This is a genomic window from Spiroplasma endosymbiont of Clivina fossor (assembly GCF_964031115.1).
Classification (GTDB): Bacteria; Bacillota_I; Bacilli_A; order Mycoplasmatales; family Nriv7; genus Nriv7.
This window is the reverse complement of sequence record NZ_OZ035006.1, coordinates 1,011,935-1,036,614: the sequence shown is the minus strand read 5'-3', so window position 1 is coordinate 1,036,614 and position 24,680 is coordinate 1,011,935. Positions and strand designations below refer to the sequence as shown.

The following is a 24,680-nucleotide window of genomic DNA, read 5'->3' as shown; positions in this document are numbered from 1 at the left end:
ACAACAATTCAATTATATTTTAAATTAATTTTGCAAGAAGTCTAATAAACTAAGTAATTTTTTCATATTAATCAAATCCTTTTCGTTAATTTTACTAATTAATAAAATTTACTGAATAATTAACATCCTTTCTCCAAATATTAGTCTACAATTTTTTCACTTTGGAGTTTAATATATAATACTAGTAAACAAAAATTTCTATCATTTTATTGAATAATAATTCTAGAAAAACATTTATCATTAAAGCAGAAAAATAAGCTAACCAAGCTTTATTGAAATTACTATCAAGAAAGATAATTTATTATGTTAAAAATTAATAATAATGTAAAAACCTTAGAAAACAAGCATTGATTCAGTTTATTTACAACCCATAAAAATATGTATACTAACAAATGCGAACAACTAGCTAATGAATATGAAAAATTAGATGAATACTTATATAAATATCATTAGACTTCTTGCAAAATTAATATGATAATTATAATTTTTAAATTTAAAATAAATATAAAAGTGTTATTAAAATAATTTTTAGATTATTTTTACAAATATTTTGTCATTAAAACATAATAAAAATTATTATTTACAATAAAAAAAGACTGAAATTTTAAATTATCAAATATATTTAAACTAATAGTTGTAAATTATAAATTGAAGCTATTAAATTAAATCTTAAAGCAAATCTTTTTCTACGATTTCGATATTTTTCACTAATAATTTTAAATTTTTTAAGTATAGCAAAAACATTTTCAATAACAATTCTCATTTTTGAAATTCGCTCATTATTTTGCTTTTCTTCTTTATTTAAAGGGTTTTTCTTTGATTTTCTTTTAGGAATTAAAACATTATGATTAATTTTTTGTATGCCTTGATAACCTAAATCCACTAAAACAGTTGTTTCTGGTAAAAATTTAATTTTTGAATCTTTTAAAATTTTAAAGTCATGGTTTTTACCATAAGAAAAATCAGAACTAATAATTTTTTTACTATCTTTTTCAATTATAACTTGTGTTTTTATTGTGTGTTTTTTCTTTTTTCCTGAGTAGTGCTGTTTTTGTCTTTTTTTGGGCGTTGGATTTGGCTTTCAGTTACATCAATTATAACAGTCTTATCTTTGAAATAATCTTTTAATAGTGATTTTTGACCAGTAAGTTGTTGAAAATTAGGGTGTTTTATTAAAGTGTCTTCAATTCATTTGATATTTCTATAACAACTACTTTCACTAATATCATAACTTTTTGCAATATGAAAATAAGTTCTATATTCTCTTCAATATTCTAAAGTCATTAAAATACGATTTTCTAATGATAATTTATTGGTTCTTCCGCGACGAAATCTCTTTTTTAATTCTTCTATTTTTAAAATTTCTAGCATTTTATTAAAAGTAGTATGTTTAATACCAGTTAATCTTAAAAAATTTTTATCACTTATTTGATTATTTTTTTTAAATTTCATTTAAATTCCACCTTTTTATTAAAAACAACAATTCAATTATATTTTAAATTAATTTTGCAAGAAGTCTATTATTGTTTAAAACAAGGTTATAAAGTAGTTCATTTTGCAACAAGAACAATTATTACAATTTTTGGTGATGTTACTTTTAAACGACGCCGATATAAATATTGAAATCAAAAATCAGGTAAATTTGAATATGTATGTTTGTTAGATAAAGAAATCGGTTTATTGCTCAAACAACGCATTTATTTTGATGTCCAATTTAAAGTTTTAAATCTTTTGGGTGATGGTAAACGCTATCGCGATGTTTTAGATGCTCTAAATCATTGTTATATTTCAAAAGCTAGTATTTCAAATATTTTAAATAAATACGATATTGCTGAATATTTTCAACTAGCAGAACAAGAAACTAAAACCAAAATTGATGTTAAAAATAAGGATTTATATATTCAACTAGATGAGACATTTTTAGCGACATTAGATAAGAAAGTTAAACAAGACCAAAGAATTCGTTTAGTTACTTTTCATACCGGACATAAGACATAAAGAAAAAAATTATAAAAATGCTCGTAGAGCGTTAGAAAACAAACGAGGTCATTTTCTAATGTTAAAAGTTGGTAAACGAATAAACACGATGGATTATCGTGATTTATTAATTAGAGAATTACAAAAACATTATGTGAATATTAATTATGATAAAATAATTGTTTGCGGTGATGGTGATGCTTGAATTAGAGAAATTGCCAATAGTTTTGGTAATGTTAGATATATTTTAGATGGTTATCATGCTATTAAAAAATTAAAACAAACGGCATTTAATATTGTTTTTGAAAATCGTAAAGTAGCACTAAATAGTTGAATTGAATTATATAAAAAAATGGAAATCATCAAGAATTGGTAAAAAACATTCGTAATGTTGCTAAAAATGAGTTAAATAAAGATATTAAAACAAATTTAAGGAAGGCGAGTAATTATTTCAGTAATAACAAGCATGGTATTCATAACCAAAATTTAGAATGAAATATCGGTTGTATGGAATGGCAACCCTTTTTAGGACACTTTTTATGTAGACTGGTATTTTCTAAATTCAACGGGAGTTAAATAATTTAAACTGCCATGAATTCGAATATTGTTATATCAATTAACAAAATCAAATAGTTCGCATTTTAATTGTGTTAAGTTTGCAAATTTTTTACCGTTAATAAATTCAGTTTTAAAGGTTTTGTAAGTTGCTTCAGCAACAGCATTATCATATGGGCATCCTTTGGTACTTAATGATCTTTGAATTTTAAAGGTTATTAAAATTTCATCAATGATTTTATTTTTGAATTCATTACCACGATCAGTATGAAATAAAGTTATTTTATTTAATGGTCGTGTTATCTTGTGAAAAGCTTGTTGAACTAGTTCAGCAGTTTTATTTGGTCTAGCACTATAGCCAATTACTTCGCGATTAAACAAGTCAATTAATAAACAAATATAATGTCATTTAGTACCAACTTGAACATATGTTAAATCACTAACAACAACTTCATTGGGTTTTTGGTCATTAAATTAACGATTTAAAACATTATTAATTTGGTCATTATTAACTGTTTTTTCATGATTACGATATTTTAATTTGGTGTATTTAGAAACCAAATTATTTTTGATCATAATGAATCGGATTTTTCGTCGTGATAAGATGATATTTTTTCTTATTAAAACAGCTTTAATTTTACGAGCACCATAAATCTTACGACTTTTATTAAATGCACTTTTAATTTTGTCGAAAACTCTTGATAAAATAAAAAAAATCATCAACTTGATAATTTTAAAAGGCTTTTATGTAAAATTACTATTTTTACTTTAACTTTTTTATACATTAAAATATAATATCGCTGTTTGTTGGTTTGGAGTTAAACCCTTATGTTGGTATTTTCATTTTCAGAGATTTAAATAATTTTGAATATTAGTAAAACCTAAACCATGATAATGAATTAAGGCTTCTTTAAGACTAGATTGTAATTTACTGATTTTATTTAAGTTACGATAACTAGCTTCAGGATTAATTGTTGTTTTAGTTACACATAAAGTAGAATTTGTTTGTTTTGCTACTAAAAAATATAATTTTTGCATATCAGAAGTAATAATTGAATTTTCGTTAATTAATTCTTTGTTCATATTTTCAATAACTCATTGTTTTTGTAAACGTTTGGTGTTTGTGGATTTAACATAAATATTGTTATTATTATCAATTGCCATTTGAATACAGCATTTAGTATTAGTTGCGAATGGGTCAAGGTGAATTCTTCGTGGATCAGTTTTATATTTGAAATTTCCTTTATGAATTTCTTTAATAAATGTTTCATCGATTTGGATTTTACCAGATAATTTTTTAAATTTTAATTGGGTATTTTCTAATTGTTTTGATTTCATTAATTTTTGACGATTATATCAAGCAGTTTTTAATGTAGTTTTAATAAAACGAGAAATTGTTTTACTAGATTGCCCCAGCAATGAAATTTGAATCAATAAATTTCATTGTTCATAATTTAAATGACTTCAATAAATAAAATGATTACGAAAAGCGTCAAAACTTGCACGGCAATTTTTACATAAATATTTTTGTTTTCCTTCTGAATTATGTCCATTTTTAACGCAATGGTAAGATTCACATTTAGGGCATTTAATACCTTGCGCTCTAAATTTTTGATCAATTTCATTTAAACGTTTTTGTTTTTTTATTAATTCTGCTTGTTGTTTGACTTTTTCATAAAATTCTAAAAATTGATCATCTGTTAAAGTATTTACTAGTTCTTGAATTATTTTTTCCATAATTATTATCCACCTCTATCATATTAAAAATATACCTAAAATTAAGTATATTCAATAAATATCAAGAGTTTTCGACAAAATTAAAAGAGTTTTCGACAAAATTAAAAGAGTTTTCGACAAAATTAAAACAATAATATGATAAAATCATAAAGAATAAAAATGACAATAACAAGAAGGGAAGGGTTAGTTTAGTAATTAAATAATATAATTAGCTGATTGTTTTACTTCTTCAAAGCAATACCTAAGAAAACTAAACGCGACCGATTACAGCAAAACCCTTGAATATTTTCATAAAATAGGTTAATATTTAATAGGAATACGACTATTACAAGTTTTTAAAATACCTTCTGTTTTATTAATTGGTTTTAGTTAAGTTTATAATTATTGGAGGATTTATTAAATGGCAATTACAGCTGAGGATAAAAAACAAATTATTGCTAAATTTGGTAGAAAAGAGAAAGATACGGGTTCAGCAGAAGTACAAATAGCACTTTTAACAGCGGATATTACTAATTTAACAGCACATTTAAAAGTACATCGTAAAGATGTTGTCACTGAACGAAGTTTAGTAAGAAAAGTATCACAAAGACGAAATATGTTAGATTACTTAAAAGATCATGATATTAATCGTTATCGTAAAGTAATTGAACAATTAAAACTAAGAAAATAATAAATTGAAATTATTAAGAAAGAGAATTAGATGCTGATTCTTTTTCTTTTTATAAGATATTTTATTAAGGGTTGATATGATGAAAAAAACAAAATATTCAAAATGACAATTATATTGACAATTGTTTTATGTTTTTTTAAAAATATCTTTTTTGATTTTGGTGGCGGTAATGCCGTAATTCCTTTAATTAAAAATGAAGTTGTAGTTAAGAAGCGGTGAATAACTGAGGATGAATTTAATCATTTATTAATCTTAGCAAATACTATTCCTGGGCCGAGCATTTTTCAAGTATCAGCTTCTGTTGGTTTTGTTATAAATAGCTGGTATTATTGGAGCACTATTAGCATCGTTTGTTGCATATTTGCCTAATATGATTGCTTTTATTTTTCTTGCAACTTTACTATTTAAATATATTGATATTAAATATTTATATTAGACTTGGTACATAACTATAACTAGCTTAATTCAAAATTATATATTCCTGAAATTAAGTTAAATCGTAATCCAAATCTTCTAATCTTATTGCGATAACGATAAACTAGTATTTTAAATCTTTTTAATCTAGCAAAAACATGTTCAATGACAATTCTAACTTTACTTAAAAAGCTATTAGACTTCTTGCAAAATTAATTTAAAATATAATTGAATTGTTGTTTTTAATAAAAAGGTGGAATTTAAATGAAATTTAAAAAAAATAATCAAATAAGTGATAAAAATTTTTTAAGATTAACTGGTATTAAACATACTACTTTTAATAAAATGCTAGAAATTTTAAAAATAGAAGAATTAAAAAAGAGATTTCGTCGCGGAAGAACCAATAAATTATCATTAGAAAATCGTATTTTAATGACTTTAGAATATTGAAGAGAATATAGAACTTATTTTCATATTGCAAAAAGTTATGATATTAGTGAAAGTAGTTGTTATAGAAATATCAAATGAATTGAAGACACTTTAATAAAACACCCTAATTTTCAACAACTTACTGGTCAAAAATCACTATTAAAAGATTATTTCAAAGATAAGACTGTTATAATTGATGTAACTGAAAGCCAAATCCAACGCCCAAAAAAAGACAAAAACAGCACTACTCAGGAAAAAAGAAAAAACACACAATAAAAACACAAGTTATAATTGAAAAAGATAGTAAAAAAATTATTAGTTCTGATTTTTCTTATGGTAAAAACCATGACTTTAAAATTTTAAAAGATTCAAAAATTAAATTTTTACCAGAAACAACTGTTTTAGTGGATTTAGGTTATCAAGGCATACAAAAAATTAATCATAATGTTTTAATTCCTAAAAGAAAATCAAAGAAAAACCCTTTAAATAAAGAAGAAAAGCAAAATAATGAGCGAATTTCAAAAATGAGAATTGTTATTGAAAATGTTTTTGCTATACTTAAAAAATTTAAAATTATTAGTGAAAAATATCGAAATCGTAGAAAAAGATTTGCTTTAAGATTTAATTTAATAGCTTCAATTTATAATTTACAACTATTAGTTTAAATATATTTGATAATTTAAAATTTCAGTCTTTTTTTATTGTAAATAATAATTTTTATTATGTTTTAATGACAAAATATTTGTAAAAATAATCTAAAAATTATTTTAATAACACTTTTATATTTATTTTAAATTTAAAAATTATAATTATCATATTAATTTTGCAAGAAGTCTATTATCATTAGAAAATCGTATTTTAATGACTTTAGAATATTGAAGAGAATATAGAACTTATTTTCATATTGCAAAAAGTTATGATATTAGTGAAAGTAGTTGTTATAGAAATATCAAATGAATTGAAGACACTTTAATAAAACACCCTAATTTTCAACAACTTACTGGTCAAAAATCACTATTAAAAGATTATTTCAAAGATAAGACTGTTATAATTGATGTAACTGAAAGCCAAATCCAACGCCCAAAAAAAGACAAAAACAGCACTACTCAGGAAAAAAGAAAAAACACACAATAAAAACACAAGTTATAATTGAAAAAGATAGTAAAAAAATTATTAGTTCTGATTTTTCTTATGGTAAAAACCATGACTTTAAAATTTTAAAAGATTCAAAAATTAAATTTTTACCAGAAACAACTGTTTTAGTGGATTTAGGTTATCAAGGCATACAAAAAATTAATCATAATGTTTTAATTCCTAAAAGAAAATCAAAGAAAAACCCTTTAAATAAAGAAGAAAAGCAAAATAATGAGCGAATTTCAAAAATGAGAATTGTTATTGAAAATGTTTTTGCTATACTTAAAAAATTTAAAATTATTAGTGAAAAATATCGAAATCGTAGAAAAAGATTTGCTTTAAGATTTAATTTAATAGCTTCAATTTATAATTTACAACTATTAGTTTAAATATATTTGATAATTTAAAATTTCAGTCTTTTTTTATTGTAAATAATAATTTTTATTATGTTTTAATGACAAAATATTTGTAAAAATAATCTAAAAATTATTTTAATAACACTTTTATATTTATTTTAAATTTAAAAATTATAATTATCATATTAATTTTGCAAGAAGTCTAATACCATATTTTAAATTATTATCTTTACTACCCATTGGCAAAACCAAATTAAAAATCCAACCCCGCGTAAACATATTCAATTATTTTAATTTTTAACCAATAATTTAGAAATTGCTTTCATAAACTTATCTTTCTTATTTAACTCTACACCACTTTTAATCATTTCATCACTGTAACTAATTGTTTTTCTTTTCATTTTAATTTCCCTCCTTAAACTTAATTCACAATTATTAATATATTACCGCTTATTTTAATGTTTCTAAATATAAATCTACAAATACAACTCAGAAAAATGATGTAAGGTAACACAGACATTTTAGACCAGTAAGAATGTTCCTCTTAACAATAATTTTTTAAAGGAGGTAGGTATTTTAATTAATAAAATTAAACTAACTTTATTAATTTATTAACTTGTTCGAACAAAAACTAAATTCTATTTAAAAAGTTGTGTTGTAAATATGAAAACACTTTTTAGGTGTGCCAAAAAATGCTTTTTGGTAATTTCGAGCATTTCTCGCACCTAGTTAGCTAACATAACTTAGTTAAACATAAGAGAAATAACATAGATTTCTTAGATAGTTAACTATGTTAGCTAACTAGGAAATTGCATATAAGGAAGGATATATATTATCTTTTTACAAAAACCAAAAAATTATTGATATGAGGAGTTAATAAATAATGACTAACTTAAAAAATTTATTTTTGAATAAAAAATATATTGTTGCTGAAACAACAAATGCGATTTTACTATCAATTCCCAATAGTGGTGGTGGTTCTTGAGTTCCTAGAAAACTAGTATACCCATCAATTAAATATGCAAATCAGATGGTGATCGGTATTTTTCCAGAAAATGATTATGAAGTTATTAAGTATGATGCCAACGGTGCACAGAAAATTGCAACCATTAAGGGGCAAGAAATTATTAATTTGTATGAAGAAGTTAAAATTAAAAATCGACAAAAATTTTTAGAAAATATTAAAAAATCTGAAGCTGATAAAGATATTAATTTTAATTATATTATTCCCGAATGACTAAAAGAAACTGATTTAAATTAGTTATTAAATCTTGAACAAGTACGAAATGGCTAAAAAATATTGTTATGTTATATATTCTTGCGAAACCAATGAGTTAGTCGGTGTTTATGATAGTGTTGGTGAAATTGTAGAACGCTATTATGGACTTTCGCGTAATGATCCTAATTTTAAACGAAAAGTACACTCATTAGAAACTGTAATTTATTACAAGAAAAAAGCCATTCGTCCGCGGAAATGAATTATTTATAAAGAAATAATTGAGGAAGATTAATTAATGGAAAACAAACATTTTTATTGACTTAAAGCGTTACGCCAAAAATATTCTTATAAAGAAATAATTACAGCGTTAAAAGCAATTAATTGTCAATTAAAAGAAAAATCATTGCAATGTGAGTTTAAAAGAATAGAAAATTATTGTAAGCGAAAAACTAAAAAAACTTATGATTATCAAAATTGCTGTGTGCCACAAGAAAAATGTACTCATTTTCTTTGCTGACAACACATAAGAAGAAAAATATAATATGTCTAAATCTTTATTGAGGCGTGGTTCACCGCTTCCGATTACTCAACGAAAAAATGTAGTTGTCATAAGGTAAGTATTTAGTTTATGAATTATATAGTTGGTATTGACCCCGCAGGAATCGGTTCTACTGGTATTGTTCTTTGGAATTTTGAAAATTCATGCATTGAATTTAACGAAACAATAATTTCTGAAAGCGTTGAACAAGCAATTTTTAAAATTAAAAAATTATTTGATAATTTTAAAAGAATAGAAAATTTTAAGCCATTGTTTATTATTGAAAATTTTTTCTTAACTAAAGGTAGAACGATTACCAATCCTTTAGCAACCTCAGAACTTATTGGAGCAATAAGCAGTCTTTTAAGGTTTAAATATCATTGGCACTTTCTTAGACAAGAGCCTTCTAAAAAGAAAGGATTTTTTTACAAAGGAAACTTAAAACTTACCAAACACGAGCACGATGCGTGAAAGCATATTCAATACTTTTTGGGTAATGAGGTAAAACAAAATGTTAAAAGCACTAAAAACTAAAAAAGAAAATGAAGTAATTAACTATGTTAATTTTGTAAATTTGACAGTTATTTTAAAAGATATTCCCAAAATCACAGAATTTAAGCAAAAAATAGCTATTAGTAGTGTTGTTGTTAAAGTTGTTAATGTTCAAGTTAGTTGAGCGGGTCTTAATTACACAACGCTCTCTATTTATGAAGAAAAGTTGCAAAAAGAATTCTTAAAATTAAAAGAACACGATATTATTTTAATTGAGGGAAAATTACACAATCGTTATTATCCAAATAAGACCACCCACAAAACATTTTTTAGCATTGAGATTGAAAAATTTAAAAAAATTGGAAAAAAAAGAAAAAATAAATAGCTAAAAACTCAATAATTAGAAAAACTCATTAGATAATTAAAATATCAAATGAGTTTTTTATTTGAAAAAGGAGTACACACCAAATGAAAATTAGAGATAAAAAAATCGTCTTTATTGGTGAAGACGGACAACTCGAAAAAAATGCTGATGGAACTTTTAAGGTGAAAAATTTATATCGTGGCTTCACTGAGCAAAATGACTATACTGCTAATTTTCAGGAAAAAGCAAAAAATCTGTTACAAAGAGAAACGGATGCACTAAAAAAACTTGCCGACAAAGAAAAAGAACATTTAACTTTTAAAAAAGAACAAGAAATTAATAAGTTAATTCAAGATGCCAATATTGATAATCAATTTATTAATTTTGTGAAAAACTCAATTAATTTTGAAAACGATATTGAAGTAATTAAAAATGATATTAATAATTTTGTGGCCACGATGCCAAAAATTAAACACACATTAGACACAGGAGGCGTTCCAAATAAGACTGATGATAAAAATACTAACCCTTCTAATTCAGAAGAAATAATTTTTTCATCAGATGCTTTAACCCCTCAAGAGTTAATGTTTAAAAGAAAGGAAGATAAATAATAATGGCGTTTTTTATTAATGTTGACCAATTAAGAACATTGGTTTCAAGCAAATGAAGACCCGAATTTCCACGAACAGGAAGTTTAATTCACCAACTTTTTGCAAATGAAATAGCTTTTACCGAATTTGAATACGGTGAAAAGGTAGTTATTCCACTTGCAACGGACGGAGTTATTAATAAAACATGAGACCCAAATACTGGTTCCAAATCTAACTATGCAACGAGAAAAAAAATAGAAGCTACCTTGGACAAGGTAATTGATATTCAAGAACGCATAGGGCGTTTAGAGAGTAAAGCAGTAGGTCCCAAATTCATTGAAAGTAAGATTATTCGTCTTCGTCAACAAATGGCTGAAATTTATGACAAATACGATGCTGAACAATTAGTGGCTGGTGGTACAGCAATTGCAACCGCAAAACCGATTACTAAAAACACAATTCTTGAAGAAATGGCAAAAATGCGAATTGCTGTTGTCAATTCTGAAAATGAGTGGACAAGTGGCTTCTTGCTCGCGACGGCTGATGTAGTGACCGAAGCTACTTATGCGAAATTGGTAACCGCTTCTCCTGATGGCGTGCTAGGTATGGTTAACGGAGTTGTCGGTGTTGTTAATGGTTGTATAACTATTGAAGTGCCTAAATCTCGCTTGCCCGAGAATGTTAATATGATATGAGTTAATACTTTGGGATATGCGACATTTACAGGTATTGATTTGCCTATGGATGTAGGTATGTATACAGACGAAAAATATATGGGACAAGTTTATATTGCTGAACGAGAATTTTTTACTGGTAAAGTTGCTGTAGCCAAAATGGTTCATTATCACAAAACAACACCAGACCCAGGTGGAGACTAAGGTGAAAAAGATGATTAAAAAGGAAATTAGGCTATAGCTAGGTAGCCTTTTTTAGATTATGCCCATTGGAACTAATATAACTGCTTTGCAGTTGAGAGTTATTAAAACTACGCGGTTGCCTCAAAAACAAGAAAATGATTTTTTACTGGAATTATTAAAATTTGTTGGTGTGCAAGTCATTGGTATTTTATTAGCAAAATTTACTGCGGGTCTGTCGCTAAAATTTTCTCTAAGTGCTGGATTATCAAATTTAACATCCCAATTAATTGCTTCAAGTGTGCGTGTTGTAACTGATTTTACAATTAATCAAGTCTATGATATTTATAAAGAACAAAGTAATACAATAAGCACTTTACTTAATTTAACGCCAGCTATTGGTGAAATTAGTAAGATATCAAGAGCTTATAAAACAACAAAGTTTTTTAATCTAGCGAAAGAAAATAAAATTATTAATCACTTAGGAATAACAACGGCTAATAATTTAGAGCAGGTTATTTCGCAGGTTCATAATAAAAAAATTATTCTTGACAAATATAAAACTTGATTTGACTATACTAAAAAACCAACTAAAGAAACCATGCTTAATCATTTAGGATTTTTGGCAAGAAAACAATTTGTTAAGAATTATAAAAGTTCAAATGTAACAACATTAGGTCAACTTTTGGAAATGGAAACATTACTAAGAAAAATTAATCCTAATCTTGTAACTAAAACAAGGATATTTAAAGAAAAATGAGGTAATCAATTTTTAAATCGTTACGGAACAAACATTAATGAAATTTCAAAAATGCCAACGGAAAACTGGTTTAATTTAATTACCCAAATGCAAAAATCAGGAATTCGTCAAGGTACATTATTGTCACTAAATACTTTACGAGCAGAAAATGTTTTTCGTTCTCAATTTCTTAAAAGATTTAATAAAATTATGGAAAAATCAAAAAAATTACAAAAATTGTCGCCAGCATATCAAATTCAAAAAGGTTTAAATAAAGTGTTTGAACCTGTAAGAAAAACGATTAAAGAGATAGAATTAAAGACTAAAACCAAAATTCAAGAATATACAAATTTTAAGAACATTATTTCAAGAGTGCAAAAGAAAATAATTACCGATGGTACTTTATTGCCATTAATATCTGATGTCTTTTTTGCAGTCAAAGTTAAACCAACAGGAATACTAACAGATATTGCGATTACAATTTACTACCAAAATCCTGAATATCGACCAATAGGACCAATAATTACTACTCCCTTAAAATTACAACAGTTAATAACTGCATCTAGTCCTTTTAAATTTTATATGTATGAAAGTGGTTGATCAATTGGTTGGGGTAAAACTAAAGGTAACATATTATCTTTAATGCCATTTTTACCAGCAAATGTTCAAGAATTTTACATCAATAGCATAAAGTTATATCGAGTTTTAACTCCGCTTTTAAAAATAACTTATGACCGTTATAAAGAAGGAAATTTATTTAAAGTTAAAGAAAATTTAAATCAAGTTTTTAATAAAGACAACTATGTTAATTGAGCCGTTGATAGCGTTTTGGGCAAGGGAATTGTTTGACGAAATGTTAAAAACCGCATTGTTAGGCCACTTGTTAAAAACAAAAATATTAATTTTAAAATTAATGCTAAAAATATGATCCAAAAACAAATAATTAAAAAAATTACTACTATCAATAAAAAACTAAATCGGAAGTGATAAAAAATGCTCTTAAAAGAACTTTGACCAAATATAACCATTAATGGTTATCATACTATCAAACCACTTACTGGAACCTTAGATGCTATACCATCTAAATATAAAGATTTAAATTTTGCTAATTTTGATGATTGATTTAAAACTTTCGCTTTAAGAGCTCAAAATGATTGCAACATGTATCTTGACTTTATCTTTAATAAGTGAGAATTTACTACTTTTCCTGATGAAATTAAAGAAACCGTTATAGACATGATTTATATTTTGATTGAGCATTGAGTGTTTAACAGAGTTCCAGTTGAATTTTTTGTTGATGCAACAAATAATTTGAATACTTCTAGTACAAGTTATATTGCCTCTACTCTAGCAAATAATACTCAAGATATGATTCCACAAAGAGTTAAAGCATTAGCTAATTTTACAGAATTAAAAAATTTTTTAATTCCTTATAATGATGAAAATACAGTTGATGCCAATATGATTGATTTAGGTTTGTATTACAGTAAATTTGTTGTTGATAAGTTATTAGAAAAAGAAAAAAATGAACGATTAAAAAAACAATTAAAATTTTTTCAAAGTCGCTGTCAGGATTACACATGCCCCCAAAATCCTAATCTTAGAGGGCCTGTAACTAATTTAGTTATTGAGGAATATGCAAGTTCTGATTATGAACATGAAACAGAAACTTTAACGGTATCTTTCCCTAAACAAATTGGCACTTTACCACCAAATGCTTTACAACCTAATCCTCAAGAGGGCGATTATACGCACGCTACAACAGCTGATTTTTCTGCCAAATTACAAAAGCAACTAAATTTGATTTTTCAAAATTTTCAAAATATCCAAAAATCGTTAATTGGAGCGATTGCTTGATTTTCTCAATTAAAAAAATTGGAAGAGGGTTGACTGCCACTTTCAGAAAAGGCATACACCGTCATTCTTGCCAACGGCAGTCAATTGGTGACGCCTAGCCTTCGCGAGGGCGATTTTGTGCGACACAAAAAAGACAATCCTTTAAACGCAGAAAATGACAATGTCGGTCACCACATTCATCCGATTTATGTGGCTCCGAAATTAGACAAACCCAATTCTTCTTTTGTTTTCAAATGAAAAAAAAATTATTTTTTTTCAACAACAGGGTGAAATGTGGGCACAATGCCCCACACGCCGGAAGATTCTGATATTGTTATGCAGTCCTCACTTATTTTGGATGCTTGACCAAAAGAGGTCCCGGAAGAAATTTATTTATTTTTTTCAGCCGAAACAGAAAAAAATGAAACTGATATTTTAGAAACCCGCCCACAAAATACTAGTTTAATAGCTCATATTTATGTGGGCCTAGGGGCTAAAATTAAATAAGAGAGGAGAAAGTATCATATGAATTCAGAAACAGTAGCAAGTATTTTTACAGCAATTATTGGCGGTTTGGGTGGAACGGCTGGCATTACGGGAATAATCTCGGCTTTAAAAACAAAAAAGGAGGCGAAAAAAATGGAGCAAGAAAATAAAGAAGCGTTAAATAAAATTGATACCAAATTAATGATTATAAATAATAAGATTGATATGGTTGTTGCTATTAAAAATAATAACGCTAATAAAAACGAGATTAATATTAATAAACCAAAACGAGGAGTTAAAAATAATGCCTAAAAAATTATTTTGATTGAAAATGTTAATTTATTTTTTAAACTTTATTACTCTAGGACTTGTTCCTTTGGGAAAATTAATTTCTGAAAAAATTGAAATTTTAAAAAAACAAGTTAAAGAATTGGAGAGTAAATAATGCCATTACGGTTTACTAAAAAATGATTTAATGACAAAGATGATAATAGACTTCTTGCAAAATTAATTTAAAATATAATTGAATTGTTGTTTTTAATAAAAAGGTGGAATTTAAATGAAATTTAAAAAAAATAATCAAATAAGTGATAAAAATTTTTTAAGATTAACTGGTATTAAACATACTACTTTTAATAAAATGCTAGAAATTTTAAAAATAGAAGAATTAAAAAAGAGATTTCGTCGCGGAAGAACCAATAAATTATCATTAGAAAATCGTATTTTAATGACTTTAGAATATTGAAGAGAATATAGAACTTATTTTCATATTGCAAAAAGTTATGATATTAGTGAAAGTAGTTGTTATAGAAATATCAAATGAATTGAAGACACTTTAATAAAACACCCTAATTTTCAACAACTTACTGGTCAAAAATCACTATTAAAAGATTATTTCAAAGATAAGACTGTTATAATTGATGTAACTGAAAGCCAAATCCAACGCCCAAAAAAAGACAAAAACAGCACTACTCAGGAAAAAAGAAAAAACACACAATAAAAACACAAGTTATAATTGAAAAAGATAGTAAAAAAATTATTAGTTCTGATTTTTCTTATGGTAAAAACCATGACTTTAAAATTTTAAAAGATTCAAAAATTAAATTTTTACCAGAAACAACTGTTTTAGTGGATTTAGGTTATCAAGGCATACAAAAAATTAATCATAATGTTTTAATTCCTAAAAGAAAATCAAAGAAAAACCCTTTAAATAAAGAAGAAAAGCAAAATAATGAGCGAATTTCAAAAATGAGAATTGTTATTGAAAATGTTTTTGCTATACTTAAAAAATTTAAAATTATTAGTGAAAAATATCGAAATCGTAGAAAAAGATTTGCTTTAAGATTTAATTTAATAGCTTCAATTTATAATTTACAACTATTAGTTTAAATATATTTGATAATTTAAAATTTCAGTCTTTTTTTATTGTAAATAATAATTTTTATTATGTTTTAATGACAAAATATTTGTAAAAATAATCTAAAAATTATTTTAATAACACTTTTATATTTATTTTAAATTTAAAAATTATAATTATCATATTAATTTTGCAAGAAGTCTAATGTATTAGTTAAAAAACGCGAAATGGAAAAATCAATTTTGCGAATGTATGGTTTTGCCCCTTTTGGTCATGAAGATTATTATAAATCGTATGTGTCTGACACTATGGCTAATGCATTAACTCCTAAGAAATTGGAAATTAATATTAGTCAACAAGATTTATCACCAAAAATAATAGCATGACTTTATAAAAATGATTTTCAAAGTAAAAACTGGATTAATGAGAAACGAGCTAGCGATATTGGTGTTTCGGCATTTCTAATTTTTTTAAATCAAGGAATTATGAACTTTCAACCCATACGAGTAGCAGAGCGAGAATATGATGTGTTGGGAAATTTAATTCAATGTACAATTTTTTACGACGACTATAAGAAAAATAATCTTAATTTACGCATGTACGAAACTTACCAATTAGAAAACAGCAAAGTAAAAATTACGCGTGAAATTTATGAACTAAGCACTAAAAAAATTGTTGACAATAATGGCACTTCAAAATTGGAGCAAACAATAATAAAAGTTAATGATTTTGAAAAACAACGCAATAATGAAAAATTAAATATTAACCAAGTTTTAGAAATTAATTACATACCAATTGCAATTTTTTCTAATTTACCAAGTGAGCGTGCTGACATCGCTGGTGTTGAAGATAAATTGAAAGCTTTAGATATTTTTTATGAACAAAGCATTCTAGATGCGATTTTAAACGCCACAAGATTTCTTATTAATACAAATTCACTTGTTGGTAATGTTCAAAAAAATGTAAATAAGATTATTGATGATTTTATTAAAAATCATGTTTTAGTCATGAATTATGATCAAGCACAAAATCCAATACCCTTTTCTACTATTAATGGTCAATTTAGAGGAAAAGAATTAACTTATTTATATGATTGAAATGTGACCGAGATTAATAAACGGATTGGAATGCATGTACCTGCAATTCATAAAGGGGCTCAACAAACTCGTCAAGAAAGTTCTGCGGTTAATATTCAAACTAACAATATGCTCGAGCAAAAATTATTATTACGAGAAGAAGCCCATGCAAACTTTATTTACTTACTACTTAAATTTGACCGCGACTTGAATGGTAACAGTTTTATTTCAAAAGAACTTGAAAAAATGACAATCAAAGTCAATTTGAATGTAACGACCACAATTGGTAAAGAAATTAATAATATTGATATGAAAGGACAAGAAAATGGCGGATTGGAAGACTAAACCAAGTCAAGAAAATGAAACAAAATATCGTGATTATGCAATTGATAATACTCCACTGGACTTTGCAAATTACACCGAACAATCAGACCCTGACTTGCATACAATTTATAACAAAACAAGAAAACGCGAATTATATATTTACCCTTTAAATAACCTGATTAAAAACACAAATAAACCTAATTTATACTTTTCTCCCAATGTTGTTAAAATTGGCTTTATTGACCCGTTAGAAGTTAAAAAAACGATTGCTTATGAAGTTAGTGACTTTAATTTAGAATTAGATGCTCGCAATGCTACTAATATTCAAGATAATAGTGTTGAATATACTATGGTCGATGCCAAGACTATAATTTTTCAAGATGAAAGTTTATACGGCAAATTTAATCTTCATGTTGTTTCTATTGGTGAACCGGCAAACGAAAATAATTTGGATGAATTGTATATTATAAATTCTTACACCGAACGCTATGCCCCAAAATCAATTAAGGTAACCAAGGAAACAGTTTTAGTACGGGTGCAAGATTTTAAAGTTCGTGGTTCTAATCCCATTATTGTTCGTATTCAAAAACAATTGCCCGAAGATACAAAGGTTAAAGCAATTACTATTAAATTTCCACGGCAAGCTTTATTTGGAAATATTAAATTAATCGGGGAAGTAAACGGCGTGGAGGGTTATCCACGATTATTTATAGAAAATGACAAGGTTATGTTACCAATGCTATCAATGCCGATTGAAACTGAACCAAAAGTTAGAATATTGCAACAATGAATGTCTAGTCAAGTTTTAGCATGAGAAAAAGCAAAATTGTTTTTTAATGAGAAAAGTGCTTTAGATTTGATTACGGTTGGTGGCGGAACAGAATCAAGAAAAAAAGTTTTTATTGATGCAAGAGTAACATCAATGCATATTACTAGAAATACACAAAAATATCAGAGTGTACCCGTTGGTTGCCTACCCGTGGATTTATTAAAAGAAAATATTATTTTAAATGAAACAATCACTCTACCGGGTGCTATTGGTGGGCTTGAGCCAAATTGTCTAGATTCTACCTCATATAATTTAACTAAAAATTATGATGTAGTGGAATTAGAATTTAAGGAAATATTTAGGATTGATAGCTTACAAAGAATTTTGTTAGATATGTTAGATTATACATATAACTACCGAACAAATTTTAAATATGCAACATATAATCCTGATAATACTCCACTAAATGATATTGCAAAATTAAGAGAAAATAAGTTCATGGGGCAAAAAGCGGAAACAGTTATTACAAACTTATTTGAAGATTGAAAATTTGAAAATCCAAAATTATTAAAACATCCTTCAGTACAAATATTTAAACAAATTATTATGATGCTTTCTGAATACATCCTTTCTGAATTGTCAATAAATATGGGCTTAAATGATGATTACAAACTATTATTGCCTTATTATTTTGAGCTCATTTCAGTTCCGGTGAAAGAGGATGGGTATTATAAATTCAAAGATGTAGAAGTTATTTTAAAATCAGAATATTTTAATTTTGAAAATAATGAAATAAAATTTATTAGCAAAGATATTTCACAAAATCAATTATTTAAATTAAATGATAATCAATATAACTGACTACCATTGGTTAACAGTTTAGAACCAAACGATATTCCCAGTTTGTTACCAAAGGATATAAAACTTGCGGATGGTAATTATGGTAAAAATCTTACAAGACTAGTTATAAATAAGTCAAATTTAAACAATGTTATGAATTTATATGGCAAAGATTTAGAAGATTTATTAAGTAATTTAGAGTGAAACGAATTGATTAATAGTATTGATAATACTAATACTTGCAAATTTATTTTGAAATCAGAATTAAAAAATTTTAAGCGATTAGAAATATCATCTATTTTTGGAGTTGGAAAATATAATTTTGAAATAATAACAAGTGGTAATAATATCATTAAGTTTAATGATGTTAATTTATTTAATAATAAACTTAGTTCATACTCGTTAATAGAAATTTAAAAGGAGACTAATTAATTAGTCTCCTTTTAAATGATAAAATAGTTTTTAGGATATTTTCCGTCTCATTTTTTGTATGAATTATCATGTTTATTATATCCACAAGTTAAACTTATATTTTCTCTATCAGTTCCTTCATTAATTTTAGTTGCTCATATAGTGCTATTGCAGTAAACGGTTTCTCCATTATATTTTAGAAAGTATTTGTTACTTCTGCTATAAGCTACTATTCCTAAAATTATTCCTACAAAAGTAAATACTATTAAAGTGAGTAATATACTTACTTGTAATAATTCATTTTTTTTTTTGCATTTATTATCCTCCAAAAATAAATTTAATTAATTGGGGCTAAAAAGAGACCTTGTAAAAAGGTCTCTTTTTGTTTTTGTAATTTTAAAGAATATATAAAATTTTGATAATTATCGGCTGGTCGGGTTGCTTCCACAAACGAAGCGTCAATATACTAGAATTTTATTAAGCTTACAAAAAATCTCGGCACCGCTTTTCAACCTGTTAGGGGTCCGCGTTTAGCAGGACCTTGGGGACCCTGACTTTATTGAAAGAACTTCCGTAATTTTTTTAATTTAATAAACAACTAGATTATACACGCAGATTTTGTGAAAGTCAACCCTCCCAGACTCACTCAATCTTGCTTTTAAACATAAAAAAAGTTATAATGAAAATAACTTATAGTCATGACTGTAAAGAGTTCATAAGTTGAAATACTTATGTCCTGAAAAGGGGTGGCCGTAGGGCCCATTTATTTTAAGTTTAGAATTGATTTAACGGTAGATGTTAAAAAACAAAAAAGATTCAAAAAGTCGGTACTCTAAAATAATAACTTTTTAAATGTTGCTAAATAAAATAAAGGAGATTTATGTGACTATTATTTGTACAGAAATAGAACATATTTTTTTACTAGAACATTTTAAAGATTATAATGTAGAGAATTTCGGAGAATATTTAAAACAAATTTACTTGCCACATGAAGACGCATATATTAAATTGCATTCTGGCAAAAAAGGTAGAAAGGTGGAAATAACTTCAAAAAATAATAAAAATATACAAAAAATTTTTGAACAAATTATTTCATTATTAAGTAATAAAAAATGTTTTTTTGCAATGGAATATATTGAAAGTAATAATGAAATTTACTTTTCTATAAAAAAGTATTTGTTTAACAAGAAAAGAATAAGAACAATAAGAATTGATGAAGAACCTTATTCGGGTTTAAAAGATAATCAACTGGAAGAAGAAATGGATCAAGCAGATTTAGCAATTGTAAATACAAGTTATAATAATATAAATGTTATTTATGAATTAGGGTATTTAACCTCTAAATTAGGTAAAGATAAAATTATAATAATAAGTGATAATAAATTTTCAGATGAGCACGCTTATACATGTACAGGAGGGGATTGTTGTAAATATAAAAGCAAAAAATTTAATTTTCGTCAAAGGAGTACAATATTTTTAGATAGTCCTGATTTTTTAATAGAAATAGAAGGACGCATAAAGTTTTGTTAGGTAGGAAAAGATTTGAATAAGTATTAAGACAGTCAGCAATGATTGTCTTTTTATTTTATAAGATGTTAAAAATTTGTTCTTTAAAAATTAAATACAAGTGAGTTAATAATGTTGGTATGTATTAAAGCACAATAAATTGTGGGTGGTCGCCATAACCAAAAGAAGTTTACCAGTTAATAGATAACATCCTATTAGCTATAGCAATTTGTTTCGTTTTGCAATAAAAAAATGAATGGGTGGATTTCCTAAAAATATACACGCTATTAAATTAGTTCCAAGGGTAGGATGCGGACATTAAAGTGTAGAAATTTCTATATAGGGATATACTAAGTTTAAAATTATTAAAATCTTTATCTAATTAAAAAAACAAAATTTATTAACAAAGCTTGTTAAACACTTAAATCTGCGATATATAAGTGTTTAAAAAACTAAGTTAACTAACTTAGTTAATATAAAACTTAGTTTATTCATAAGAAAGGTAATTTATTATGAAAAACATTGAAAACATTTTCTTAAATACTAAAAAATATCTTTTAAAAGAAACTCAAAACGCAATGCTTATTAAAGCACCAAAAATTCCGTGATTTAATGAACAAATCGGTATTTGGTTTTCAAAGCGATTTGTTTATAAAGGAAAATACGAAAATTCAATTTGCATTGGAATAATAAAAGATAGTAAATATCAAGTAATTTCGATTAATCAAAAAGAAAAAGAAACCAAATTAATTAAGGGACAAGAATTATTAGGTTTTTTCATTGCCGAAAAAGAAAACAACAAAAAAGATATAAATTATAACTATTTTAAAGGAGTTTAAAAATGAATATTGCGATTGGAATAATATTTATTATCATTTGCATAATGCTATGGGCATATTTTGCTTATAAAATTTATGCCAAAATAAAAATTAGAATTAAATATAAAAATGCCATTAAAAATAATACTGGTAATTTTACAAAAGATGAAAAAGTGTTTATTGCCCGCTTTGAAGAATGAGTTAAAGCTCCTAATTCAAAAGAAAATAATGAGAATAAAAAATAATGTTTTGAGAAATTATTATGGAATTCTTAAAACTGTTTATTCCGATAGAAAAAATGCCTGCACAGGTTGCGTTTATTGCCGGATTAATTATTATTATTACTTTTCTTTTCGCATTAATTTCAATTATGTATTTACCAATAAAAATGATTTTTGGGAGATAAAAAATGACAATAAACTTAAAAGAATTTAATTGAGAACAAATTAAACAAACTTTCTGAGATTTATTTATTCAAATTACAACTATTCCGGCCCACATTACTGGTGGTAAAGAAATTAAATTAACCGAAGCACCACTTTGACTTTTAATAGCAAACATTGCTTTTTGACTCCTAACAGCGATTATGGTGTGATTTATTCTAATGTTACTTTGAAAAACCATATCAGTATTTAGATAGAGACAAAAGTAATGTCGCAGAGTTACATTGTGATGCATTCCCAAAGAAATTCAAAATTAATTAGGAAAAAATACAATCGTGTTAAGGTTAATCGTGGTTTTAACAAATTTAAGAAAAACTTTGAATATAAATGATGAATGTTTTAAAAAGAAAGGGGGTGATTATATGTTTGGAACTTTCTTGGCCGATGCACCTGCAACAGTAGAAAAAATAACAGCTAGTGACGCGATGACTAAATTGTGAAACGCAATTATAACAGCGTTTACTAAAATGTGAGAAATTATTGCTGTTAATATGCCACAAGTCGGTAATTTCTTTGCTGACTACTGAATCTTCATTTTCCCATTTATTTTGGCAATATTCTTTATTTGCTTTAAAATGTTTGAAAAATTACTTGGAGCCGTACGCTAACAAAAAAATAAAGTGAGGTGCAAGATGAAATTTTGCAAATGAATAATAGAAAAAAATAACCATTTTATTGAATTGAATCGCACCTCATTTTTAATTTTATGACATTGAGGAGCAATTTGATATATTTACAACGGTTATTTTAAAAACATTGTGAGCTATTTATTTTTAGCAGGTTGCATTTTAATTTTCCTTTTTAAAATCGGTAATTTAACACAAATTAACAAAGTTATTAATTTCTTAAAAAACTCACCATTAAATATTGTGATTGGTTCATTAGGGACTGGCAAAACTGCTTTTCTAGTATACGCATCAAAATTACTAAAAAAGAAGAAATATCACATCGCCTCAACCTTTCCATTACTAGAAACCCAAAAATTAAGTTTAGGACATATGGGATTATTAGACTTTGATTATCCGGTATTACCAGATAAAACCTTACTTTTGTGAGATGAAACCAATTTATTCTTAGAAGGAACTGATTGAGAAAAAAATAATACCAAAAACGAAGAAACCGGTATCCAAGAGTATTTCGCTCTAGCACGACATTTTGGTCATATTGTTCTCGCTAGCGGTCAAAGAGATAAACATATTTGAGTTAAAGTTCGTGATATTGCCAATAATGTAATTGTGGGAATTCGCAAAAAACCCGTTAATATTTTTCGCCCCTACTTGAAAGTCGTCTATGGCACCTTTACGAGCATTGAAGAATATGAACGCTGACGAAACACCTTAATTGATGCTAAAAATAGCAAAAAAGGTCGCCGTATTAAATACCGTGATATTCCTGAACTTGATATTTATTTTTTTAAACTAAAAATTCCTTTACCAATACTTAACACTTACAATTCTTTTTACCTAGCATTTTTAAGAGATTACTTAAATTCAAAAGTAAATCCTGATTATGAAGATAAATACTATACTGATACGGCAATTGATTTAGAAGACTTAGAATACTTAAAAATGGATAAATTTAGCAAATTTTTAAGAAAAATGAAAGAAAAGGAACAATAAAAAATGGCAAATCTCGCAAAAATGGCCGACTTTCTCGCCCAAATGCTTTATAAAGTTTTTGATTTAATTTGAAGTTTAGAGGTGCCGGGAACGAATATTCAATTAATATTTCCTCTATTCTTAACGCTTGCTGTAGAATTTCTTATGGCAATTATTCTCGGTTTTGGTAGTCAACAAGTTAATTTAGAAAGACAACGCCAATATGCGGTTAAAAATAAGGGGCGTTTAAGTGCGTGAGGAAAAGCTAAAAAACAAATAAAACCAATAAAAACAAAACAAGGTAACTAACAATGTTTAAACTAATTATTATTTTTATCTTAATAACCGTTCTTGGATTATTAGCTGGTAGTCATTTTGAAACTTTAACAAACTATATTAGCGAAGGCCTTGCGAATTTTCAAAAGTTTATTACTAGCAATTTAACAATTTTAGAACTTTTTAAACCAATGGCACGAACATTTTCGCAACACCCAATTTTTACCATTCTTGGTGTAACTTGTGTACTTATTGCTTTATTTATTGTGATTAAAGGTAGGTAAAAAAATGGAAAAATGAACTAAAAAACAAGAATTAGAAATAGAAAATGACAAATTAAAAATTGTTAATGTAATATTAGAAAATAGTGTTAATACTCTTAAATACATAAAAATGAAAAAACTTTTAGCAAAATTATTTAAAAAAGATAATTCAAAAGAAAAAATGCCATTAAAATTAAGAATTAAAAATTCTTTTAAAAATCAGTGGTTAAAAATAGTATTAAGTATCATTTTCATCTTTATAAGCTTATTAATTTGTGCATTAACAGTAATCGATACTAAATGAATAACCGGAACAAATGACGAATTTAATGATTTTATGAATAAACAGATGGTTGATTTCTTTGGTAAGTTCAATAGTGGTATTATGCTGGCAGGAATATTTGTTTTTTGATGAGGCGGAGCAATATATTTTTCACTTAAATTTGAAAAATTAATCCGCTTGATTATTCAGAAAATTAAAACAAAAAGAGCCTTGAAAAATGAAATCAAACAAACTCATTAATTCTTTAAAAAAATAATGATGGAGAATTTTACCTTACATTTTTATGATTACTATCTTTTTCATTTCGTTTTTAAAATTGGAAGTTA

The 24,680-nt window shown here is 26.0% G+C and carries 37 protein-coding genes and 2 pseudogenes; 33 read left to right on the top strand and 6 right to left on the bottom strand.

The window, feature by feature from the left end:
* The first annotated feature begins 303 nt into the window (after positions 1-303).
* A complete protein-coding gene (locus AAHM82_RS06255) occupies positions 304-453 on the top strand; it encodes a hypothetical protein (RefSeq protein WP_342263346.1) in 150 nt (49 codons plus the stop codon).
* 169 nt (positions 454-622) lie between these two features.
* On the opposite strand, the gene AAHM82_RS13750 is transcribed toward AAHM82_RS06255, so the two are convergent.
* Both AAHM82_RS13750 and AAHM82_RS13745 read right to left on the bottom strand, forming a co-directional pair.
* The gene (locus tag AAHM82_RS13750; protein ID WP_342264845.1) at positions 623-1,015 is read right to left on the bottom strand and encodes a transposase family protein; all 393 of its coding nucleotides are present in this window, start codon (positions 1,013-1,015) and stop codon (positions 623-625) included.
* On the bottom strand, positions 1,012-1,452 hold the full coding sequence (locus tag AAHM82_RS13745; protein ID WP_342263396.1) for a transposase family protein: 441 nt from the start codon (positions 1,450-1,452) through the stop codon (positions 1,012-1,014). Before AAHM82_RS13745 ends, AAHM82_RS13750 begins: the two co-directional genes overlap by 4 nt.
* Positions 1,453-1,506: 54 nt before the next feature.
* On the opposite strand from AAHM82_RS13745, the gene AAHM82_RS06245 reads away from it, so the two are divergent.
* Complete coding sequence (locus AAHM82_RS06245) at positions 1,507-1,998, top strand: UPF0236 family transposase-like protein (RefSeq protein ID WP_342263345.1); 492 nt, start codon at positions 1,507-1,509, stop codon at positions 1,996-1,998.
* A gap of 58 nt (positions 1,999-2,056) precedes the next feature.
* Positions 2,057-2,353 (top strand): hypothetical protein, encoded by a 297-nt coding sequence (locus AAHM82_RS06240; RefSeq protein ID WP_342263344.1) that lies wholly within the window; start codon positions 2,057-2,059, stop codon positions 2,351-2,353.
* A gap of 161 nt (positions 2,354-2,514) precedes the next feature.
* Here AAHM82_RS06240 and AAHM82_RS06235 read toward each other — a convergent pair.
* The 3 genes and pseudogenes from AAHM82_RS06235 to AAHM82_RS06225 form a co-directional block, all read right to left on the bottom strand.
* Positions 2,515-2,985, bottom strand: a pseudogene (locus AAHM82_RS06235) (IS3 family transposase); the annotation flags it as partial.
* 21 nt (positions 2,986-3,006) lie between these two features.
* Positions 3,007-3,252, bottom strand: coding sequence for an IS3 family transposase (locus tag AAHM82_RS06230; RefSeq protein WP_342263343.1), 246 nt, complete (start codon positions 3,250-3,252; stop codon positions 3,007-3,009).
* 57 nt (positions 3,253-3,309) lie between these two features.
* Positions 3,310-4,269 carry an IS1/IS1595 family N-terminal zinc-binding domain-containing protein gene (locus AAHM82_RS06225; RefSeq protein WP_342263342.1) on the bottom strand — a complete coding sequence of 320 codons (960 nt, stop codon included), beginning with the start codon at positions 4,267-4,269 and terminating at the stop codon, positions 3,310-3,312.
* A 400-nt stretch (positions 4,270-4,669) separates the two neighbouring features.
* Between AAHM82_RS06225 and rpsO the strand changes: the two genes are divergently transcribed.
* A complete protein-coding gene (rpsO, locus tag AAHM82_RS06220) occupies positions 4,670-4,939 on the top strand; it encodes a 30S ribosomal protein S15 (protein WP_342263341.1) in 270 nt (89 codons plus the stop codon).
* Between the two features lie 102 nt (positions 4,940-5,041).
* A complete protein-coding gene (locus AAHM82_RS06215) occupies positions 5,042-5,308 on the top strand; it encodes a chromate transporter (protein WP_342263340.1) in 267 nt (88 codons plus the stop codon).
* Between the two features lie 86 nt (positions 5,309-5,394).
* Here the strand turns inward: AAHM82_RS06215 and AAHM82_RS06210 are convergent.
* Positions 5,395-5,559 (bottom strand): annotated as a pseudogene (locus tag AAHM82_RS06210) (transposase family protein); the annotation flags it as partial.
* Between the two features lie 58 nt (positions 5,560-5,617).
* On the opposite strand from AAHM82_RS06210, the gene AAHM82_RS13740 reads away from it, so the two are divergent.
* From AAHM82_RS13740 to AAHM82_RS06080, 28 genes are all read left to right on the top strand, one after another.
* Positions 5,618-6,058: a transposase family protein gene (locus AAHM82_RS13740; RefSeq protein ID WP_342263396.1), complete on the top strand. Its 441-nt coding sequence runs from the start codon at positions 5,618-5,620 to the stop codon at positions 6,056-6,058.
* Positions 6,055-6,447: a transposase family protein gene (locus AAHM82_RS13735; protein ID WP_342264845.1), complete on the top strand. Its 393-nt coding sequence runs from the start codon at positions 6,055-6,057 to the stop codon at positions 6,445-6,447. Before AAHM82_RS13740 ends, AAHM82_RS13735 begins: the two co-directional genes overlap by 4 nt.
* A 196-nt stretch (positions 6,448-6,643) precedes the next feature.
* Positions 6,644-6,916, top strand: coding sequence for a transposase family protein (locus AAHM82_RS06200; RefSeq protein WP_342263338.1), 273 nt, complete (start codon positions 6,644-6,646; stop codon positions 6,914-6,916).
* On the top strand, positions 6,913-7,305 hold the full coding sequence (locus AAHM82_RS06195) for a transposase family protein (RefSeq protein ID WP_342264845.1): 393 nt from the start codon (positions 6,913-6,915) through the stop codon (positions 7,303-7,305). Before AAHM82_RS06200 ends, AAHM82_RS06195 begins: the two co-directional genes overlap by 4 nt.
* 850 nt (positions 7,306-8,155) lie before the next feature.
* The gene (locus tag AAHM82_RS06190) at positions 8,156-8,533 is read left to right on the top strand and encodes a hypothetical protein (protein ID WP_342263337.1); all 378 of its coding nucleotides are present in this window, start codon (positions 8,156-8,158) and stop codon (positions 8,531-8,533) included.
* 25 nt (positions 8,534-8,558) lie between these two features.
* Positions 8,559-8,783 carry a hypothetical protein gene (locus tag AAHM82_RS06185; RefSeq protein WP_342263336.1) on the top strand — a complete coding sequence of 75 codons (225 nt, stop codon included), beginning with the start codon at positions 8,559-8,561 and terminating at the stop codon, positions 8,781-8,783.
* Between the two features lie 3 nt (positions 8,784-8,786).
* Positions 8,787-9,032 carry a hypothetical protein gene (locus tag AAHM82_RS06180; protein ID WP_342263335.1) on the top strand — a complete coding sequence of 82 codons (246 nt, stop codon included), beginning with the start codon at positions 8,787-8,789 and terminating at the stop codon, positions 9,030-9,032.
* A gap of 87 nt (positions 9,033-9,119) precedes the next feature.
* The gene (locus AAHM82_RS06175) at positions 9,120-9,563 is read left to right on the top strand and encodes a hypothetical protein (protein WP_342263334.1); all 444 of its coding nucleotides are present in this window, start codon (positions 9,120-9,122) and stop codon (positions 9,561-9,563) included.
* Positions 9,541-9,906 (top strand): hypothetical protein, encoded by a 366-nt coding sequence (locus AAHM82_RS06170; RefSeq protein ID WP_342263333.1) that lies wholly within the window; start codon positions 9,541-9,543, stop codon positions 9,904-9,906. Before AAHM82_RS06175 ends, AAHM82_RS06170 begins: the two co-directional genes overlap by 23 nt.
* Positions 9,907-9,989: 83 nt before the next feature.
* Positions 9,990-10,496, top strand: coding sequence for a hypothetical protein (locus AAHM82_RS06165; RefSeq protein ID WP_342263332.1), 507 nt, complete (start codon positions 9,990-9,992; stop codon positions 10,494-10,496).
* A gap of 245 nt (positions 10,497-10,741) precedes the next feature.
* Complete coding sequence (locus AAHM82_RS06160) at positions 10,742-11,353, top strand: hypothetical protein (protein ID WP_342263331.1); 612 nt, start codon at positions 10,742-10,744, stop codon at positions 11,351-11,353.
* Positions 11,354-11,411: 58 nt separating this feature from the next.
* On the top strand, positions 11,412-13,058 hold the full coding sequence (locus AAHM82_RS06155; RefSeq protein ID WP_342263330.1) for a hypothetical protein: 1,647 nt from the start codon (positions 11,412-11,414) through the stop codon (positions 13,056-13,058).
* 3 nt (positions 13,059-13,061) lie between these two features.
* Positions 13,062-14,411 carry a hypothetical protein gene (locus tag AAHM82_RS06150; protein ID WP_342264843.1) on the top strand — a complete coding sequence of 450 codons (1,350 nt, stop codon included), beginning with the start codon at positions 13,062-13,064 and terminating at the stop codon, positions 14,409-14,411.
* Positions 14,412-14,429: 18 nt separating this feature from the next.
* The gene (locus AAHM82_RS06145) at positions 14,430-14,702 is read left to right on the top strand and encodes a hypothetical protein (RefSeq protein ID WP_342264842.1); all 273 of its coding nucleotides are present in this window, start codon (positions 14,430-14,432) and stop codon (positions 14,700-14,702) included.
* A complete protein-coding gene (locus AAHM82_RS06140) occupies positions 14,695-14,835 on the top strand; it encodes a hypothetical protein (protein ID WP_342264841.1) in 141 nt (46 codons plus the stop codon). The genes AAHM82_RS06145 and AAHM82_RS06140 overlap by 8 nt, the downstream gene beginning before the upstream one ends.
* A gap of 114 nt (positions 14,836-14,949) precedes the next feature.
* Positions 14,950-15,390, top strand: coding sequence for a transposase family protein (locus tag AAHM82_RS13730; RefSeq protein ID WP_342263396.1), 441 nt, complete (start codon positions 14,950-14,952; stop codon positions 15,388-15,390).
* On the top strand, positions 15,387-15,779 hold the full coding sequence (locus AAHM82_RS13725) for a transposase family protein (RefSeq protein ID WP_342264845.1): 393 nt from the start codon (positions 15,387-15,389) through the stop codon (positions 15,777-15,779). Before AAHM82_RS13730 ends, AAHM82_RS13725 begins: the two co-directional genes overlap by 4 nt.
* A 195-nt stretch (positions 15,780-15,974) precedes the next feature.
* Positions 15,975-17,168, top strand: a complete 1,194-nt coding sequence (locus AAHM82_RS06130) for a hypothetical protein (protein WP_342264840.1) — start codon at positions 15,975-15,977, stop codon at positions 17,166-17,168.
* Positions 17,149-19,173 carry a hypothetical protein gene (locus tag AAHM82_RS06125; protein ID WP_342264839.1) on the top strand — a complete coding sequence of 675 codons (2,025 nt, stop codon included), beginning with the start codon at positions 17,149-17,151 and terminating at the stop codon, positions 19,171-19,173. The genes AAHM82_RS06130 and AAHM82_RS06125 overlap by 20 nt, the downstream gene beginning before the upstream one ends.
* 876 nt (positions 19,174-20,049) lie before the next feature.
* Positions 20,050-20,697, top strand: coding sequence for a hypothetical protein (locus tag AAHM82_RS06120; protein ID WP_342264838.1), 648 nt, complete (start codon positions 20,050-20,052; stop codon positions 20,695-20,697).
* A 488-nt stretch (positions 20,698-21,185) separates the two neighbouring features.
* Positions 21,186-21,512, top strand: a complete 327-nt coding sequence (locus AAHM82_RS06115; protein ID WP_342263529.1) for a hypothetical protein — start codon at positions 21,186-21,188, stop codon at positions 21,510-21,512.
* 2 nt (positions 21,513-21,514) lie between these two features.
* A complete protein-coding gene (locus AAHM82_RS06110) occupies positions 21,515-21,736 on the top strand; it encodes a hypothetical protein (protein ID WP_342263736.1) in 222 nt (73 codons plus the stop codon).
* 164 nt (positions 21,737-21,900) lie between these two features.
* Positions 21,901-22,131 carry a hypothetical protein gene (locus AAHM82_RS06105; RefSeq protein WP_342263075.1) on the top strand — a complete coding sequence of 77 codons (231 nt, stop codon included), beginning with the start codon at positions 21,901-21,903 and terminating at the stop codon, positions 22,129-22,131.
* Between the two features lie 78 nt (positions 22,132-22,209).
* A complete protein-coding gene (locus AAHM82_RS06100; protein WP_342263735.1) occupies positions 22,210-22,542 on the top strand; it encodes a hypothetical protein in 333 nt (110 codons plus the stop codon).
* A 24-nt stretch (positions 22,543-22,566) separates the two neighbouring features.
* Entirely contained in the window at positions 22,567-23,553 is a 987-nt protein-coding gene (locus AAHM82_RS06095; protein WP_342263734.1) for a hypothetical protein, read from the top strand.
* A 3-nt stretch (positions 23,554-23,556) separates the two neighbouring features.
* Positions 23,557-23,841, top strand: coding sequence for a hypothetical protein (locus tag AAHM82_RS06090; protein WP_338968625.1), 285 nt, complete (start codon positions 23,557-23,559; stop codon positions 23,839-23,841).
* Between the two features lie 2 nt (positions 23,842-23,843).
* Positions 23,844-24,092, top strand: a complete 249-nt coding sequence (locus AAHM82_RS06085) for a hypothetical protein (protein WP_215826579.1) — start codon at positions 23,844-23,846, stop codon at positions 24,090-24,092.
* A gap of 4 nt (positions 24,093-24,096) precedes the next feature.
* Positions 24,097-24,594 (top strand): hypothetical protein, encoded by a 498-nt coding sequence (locus AAHM82_RS06080; protein ID WP_342263733.1) that lies wholly within the window; start codon positions 24,097-24,099, stop codon positions 24,592-24,594.
* Positions 24,595-24,680: the final 86 nt, after the last annotated feature.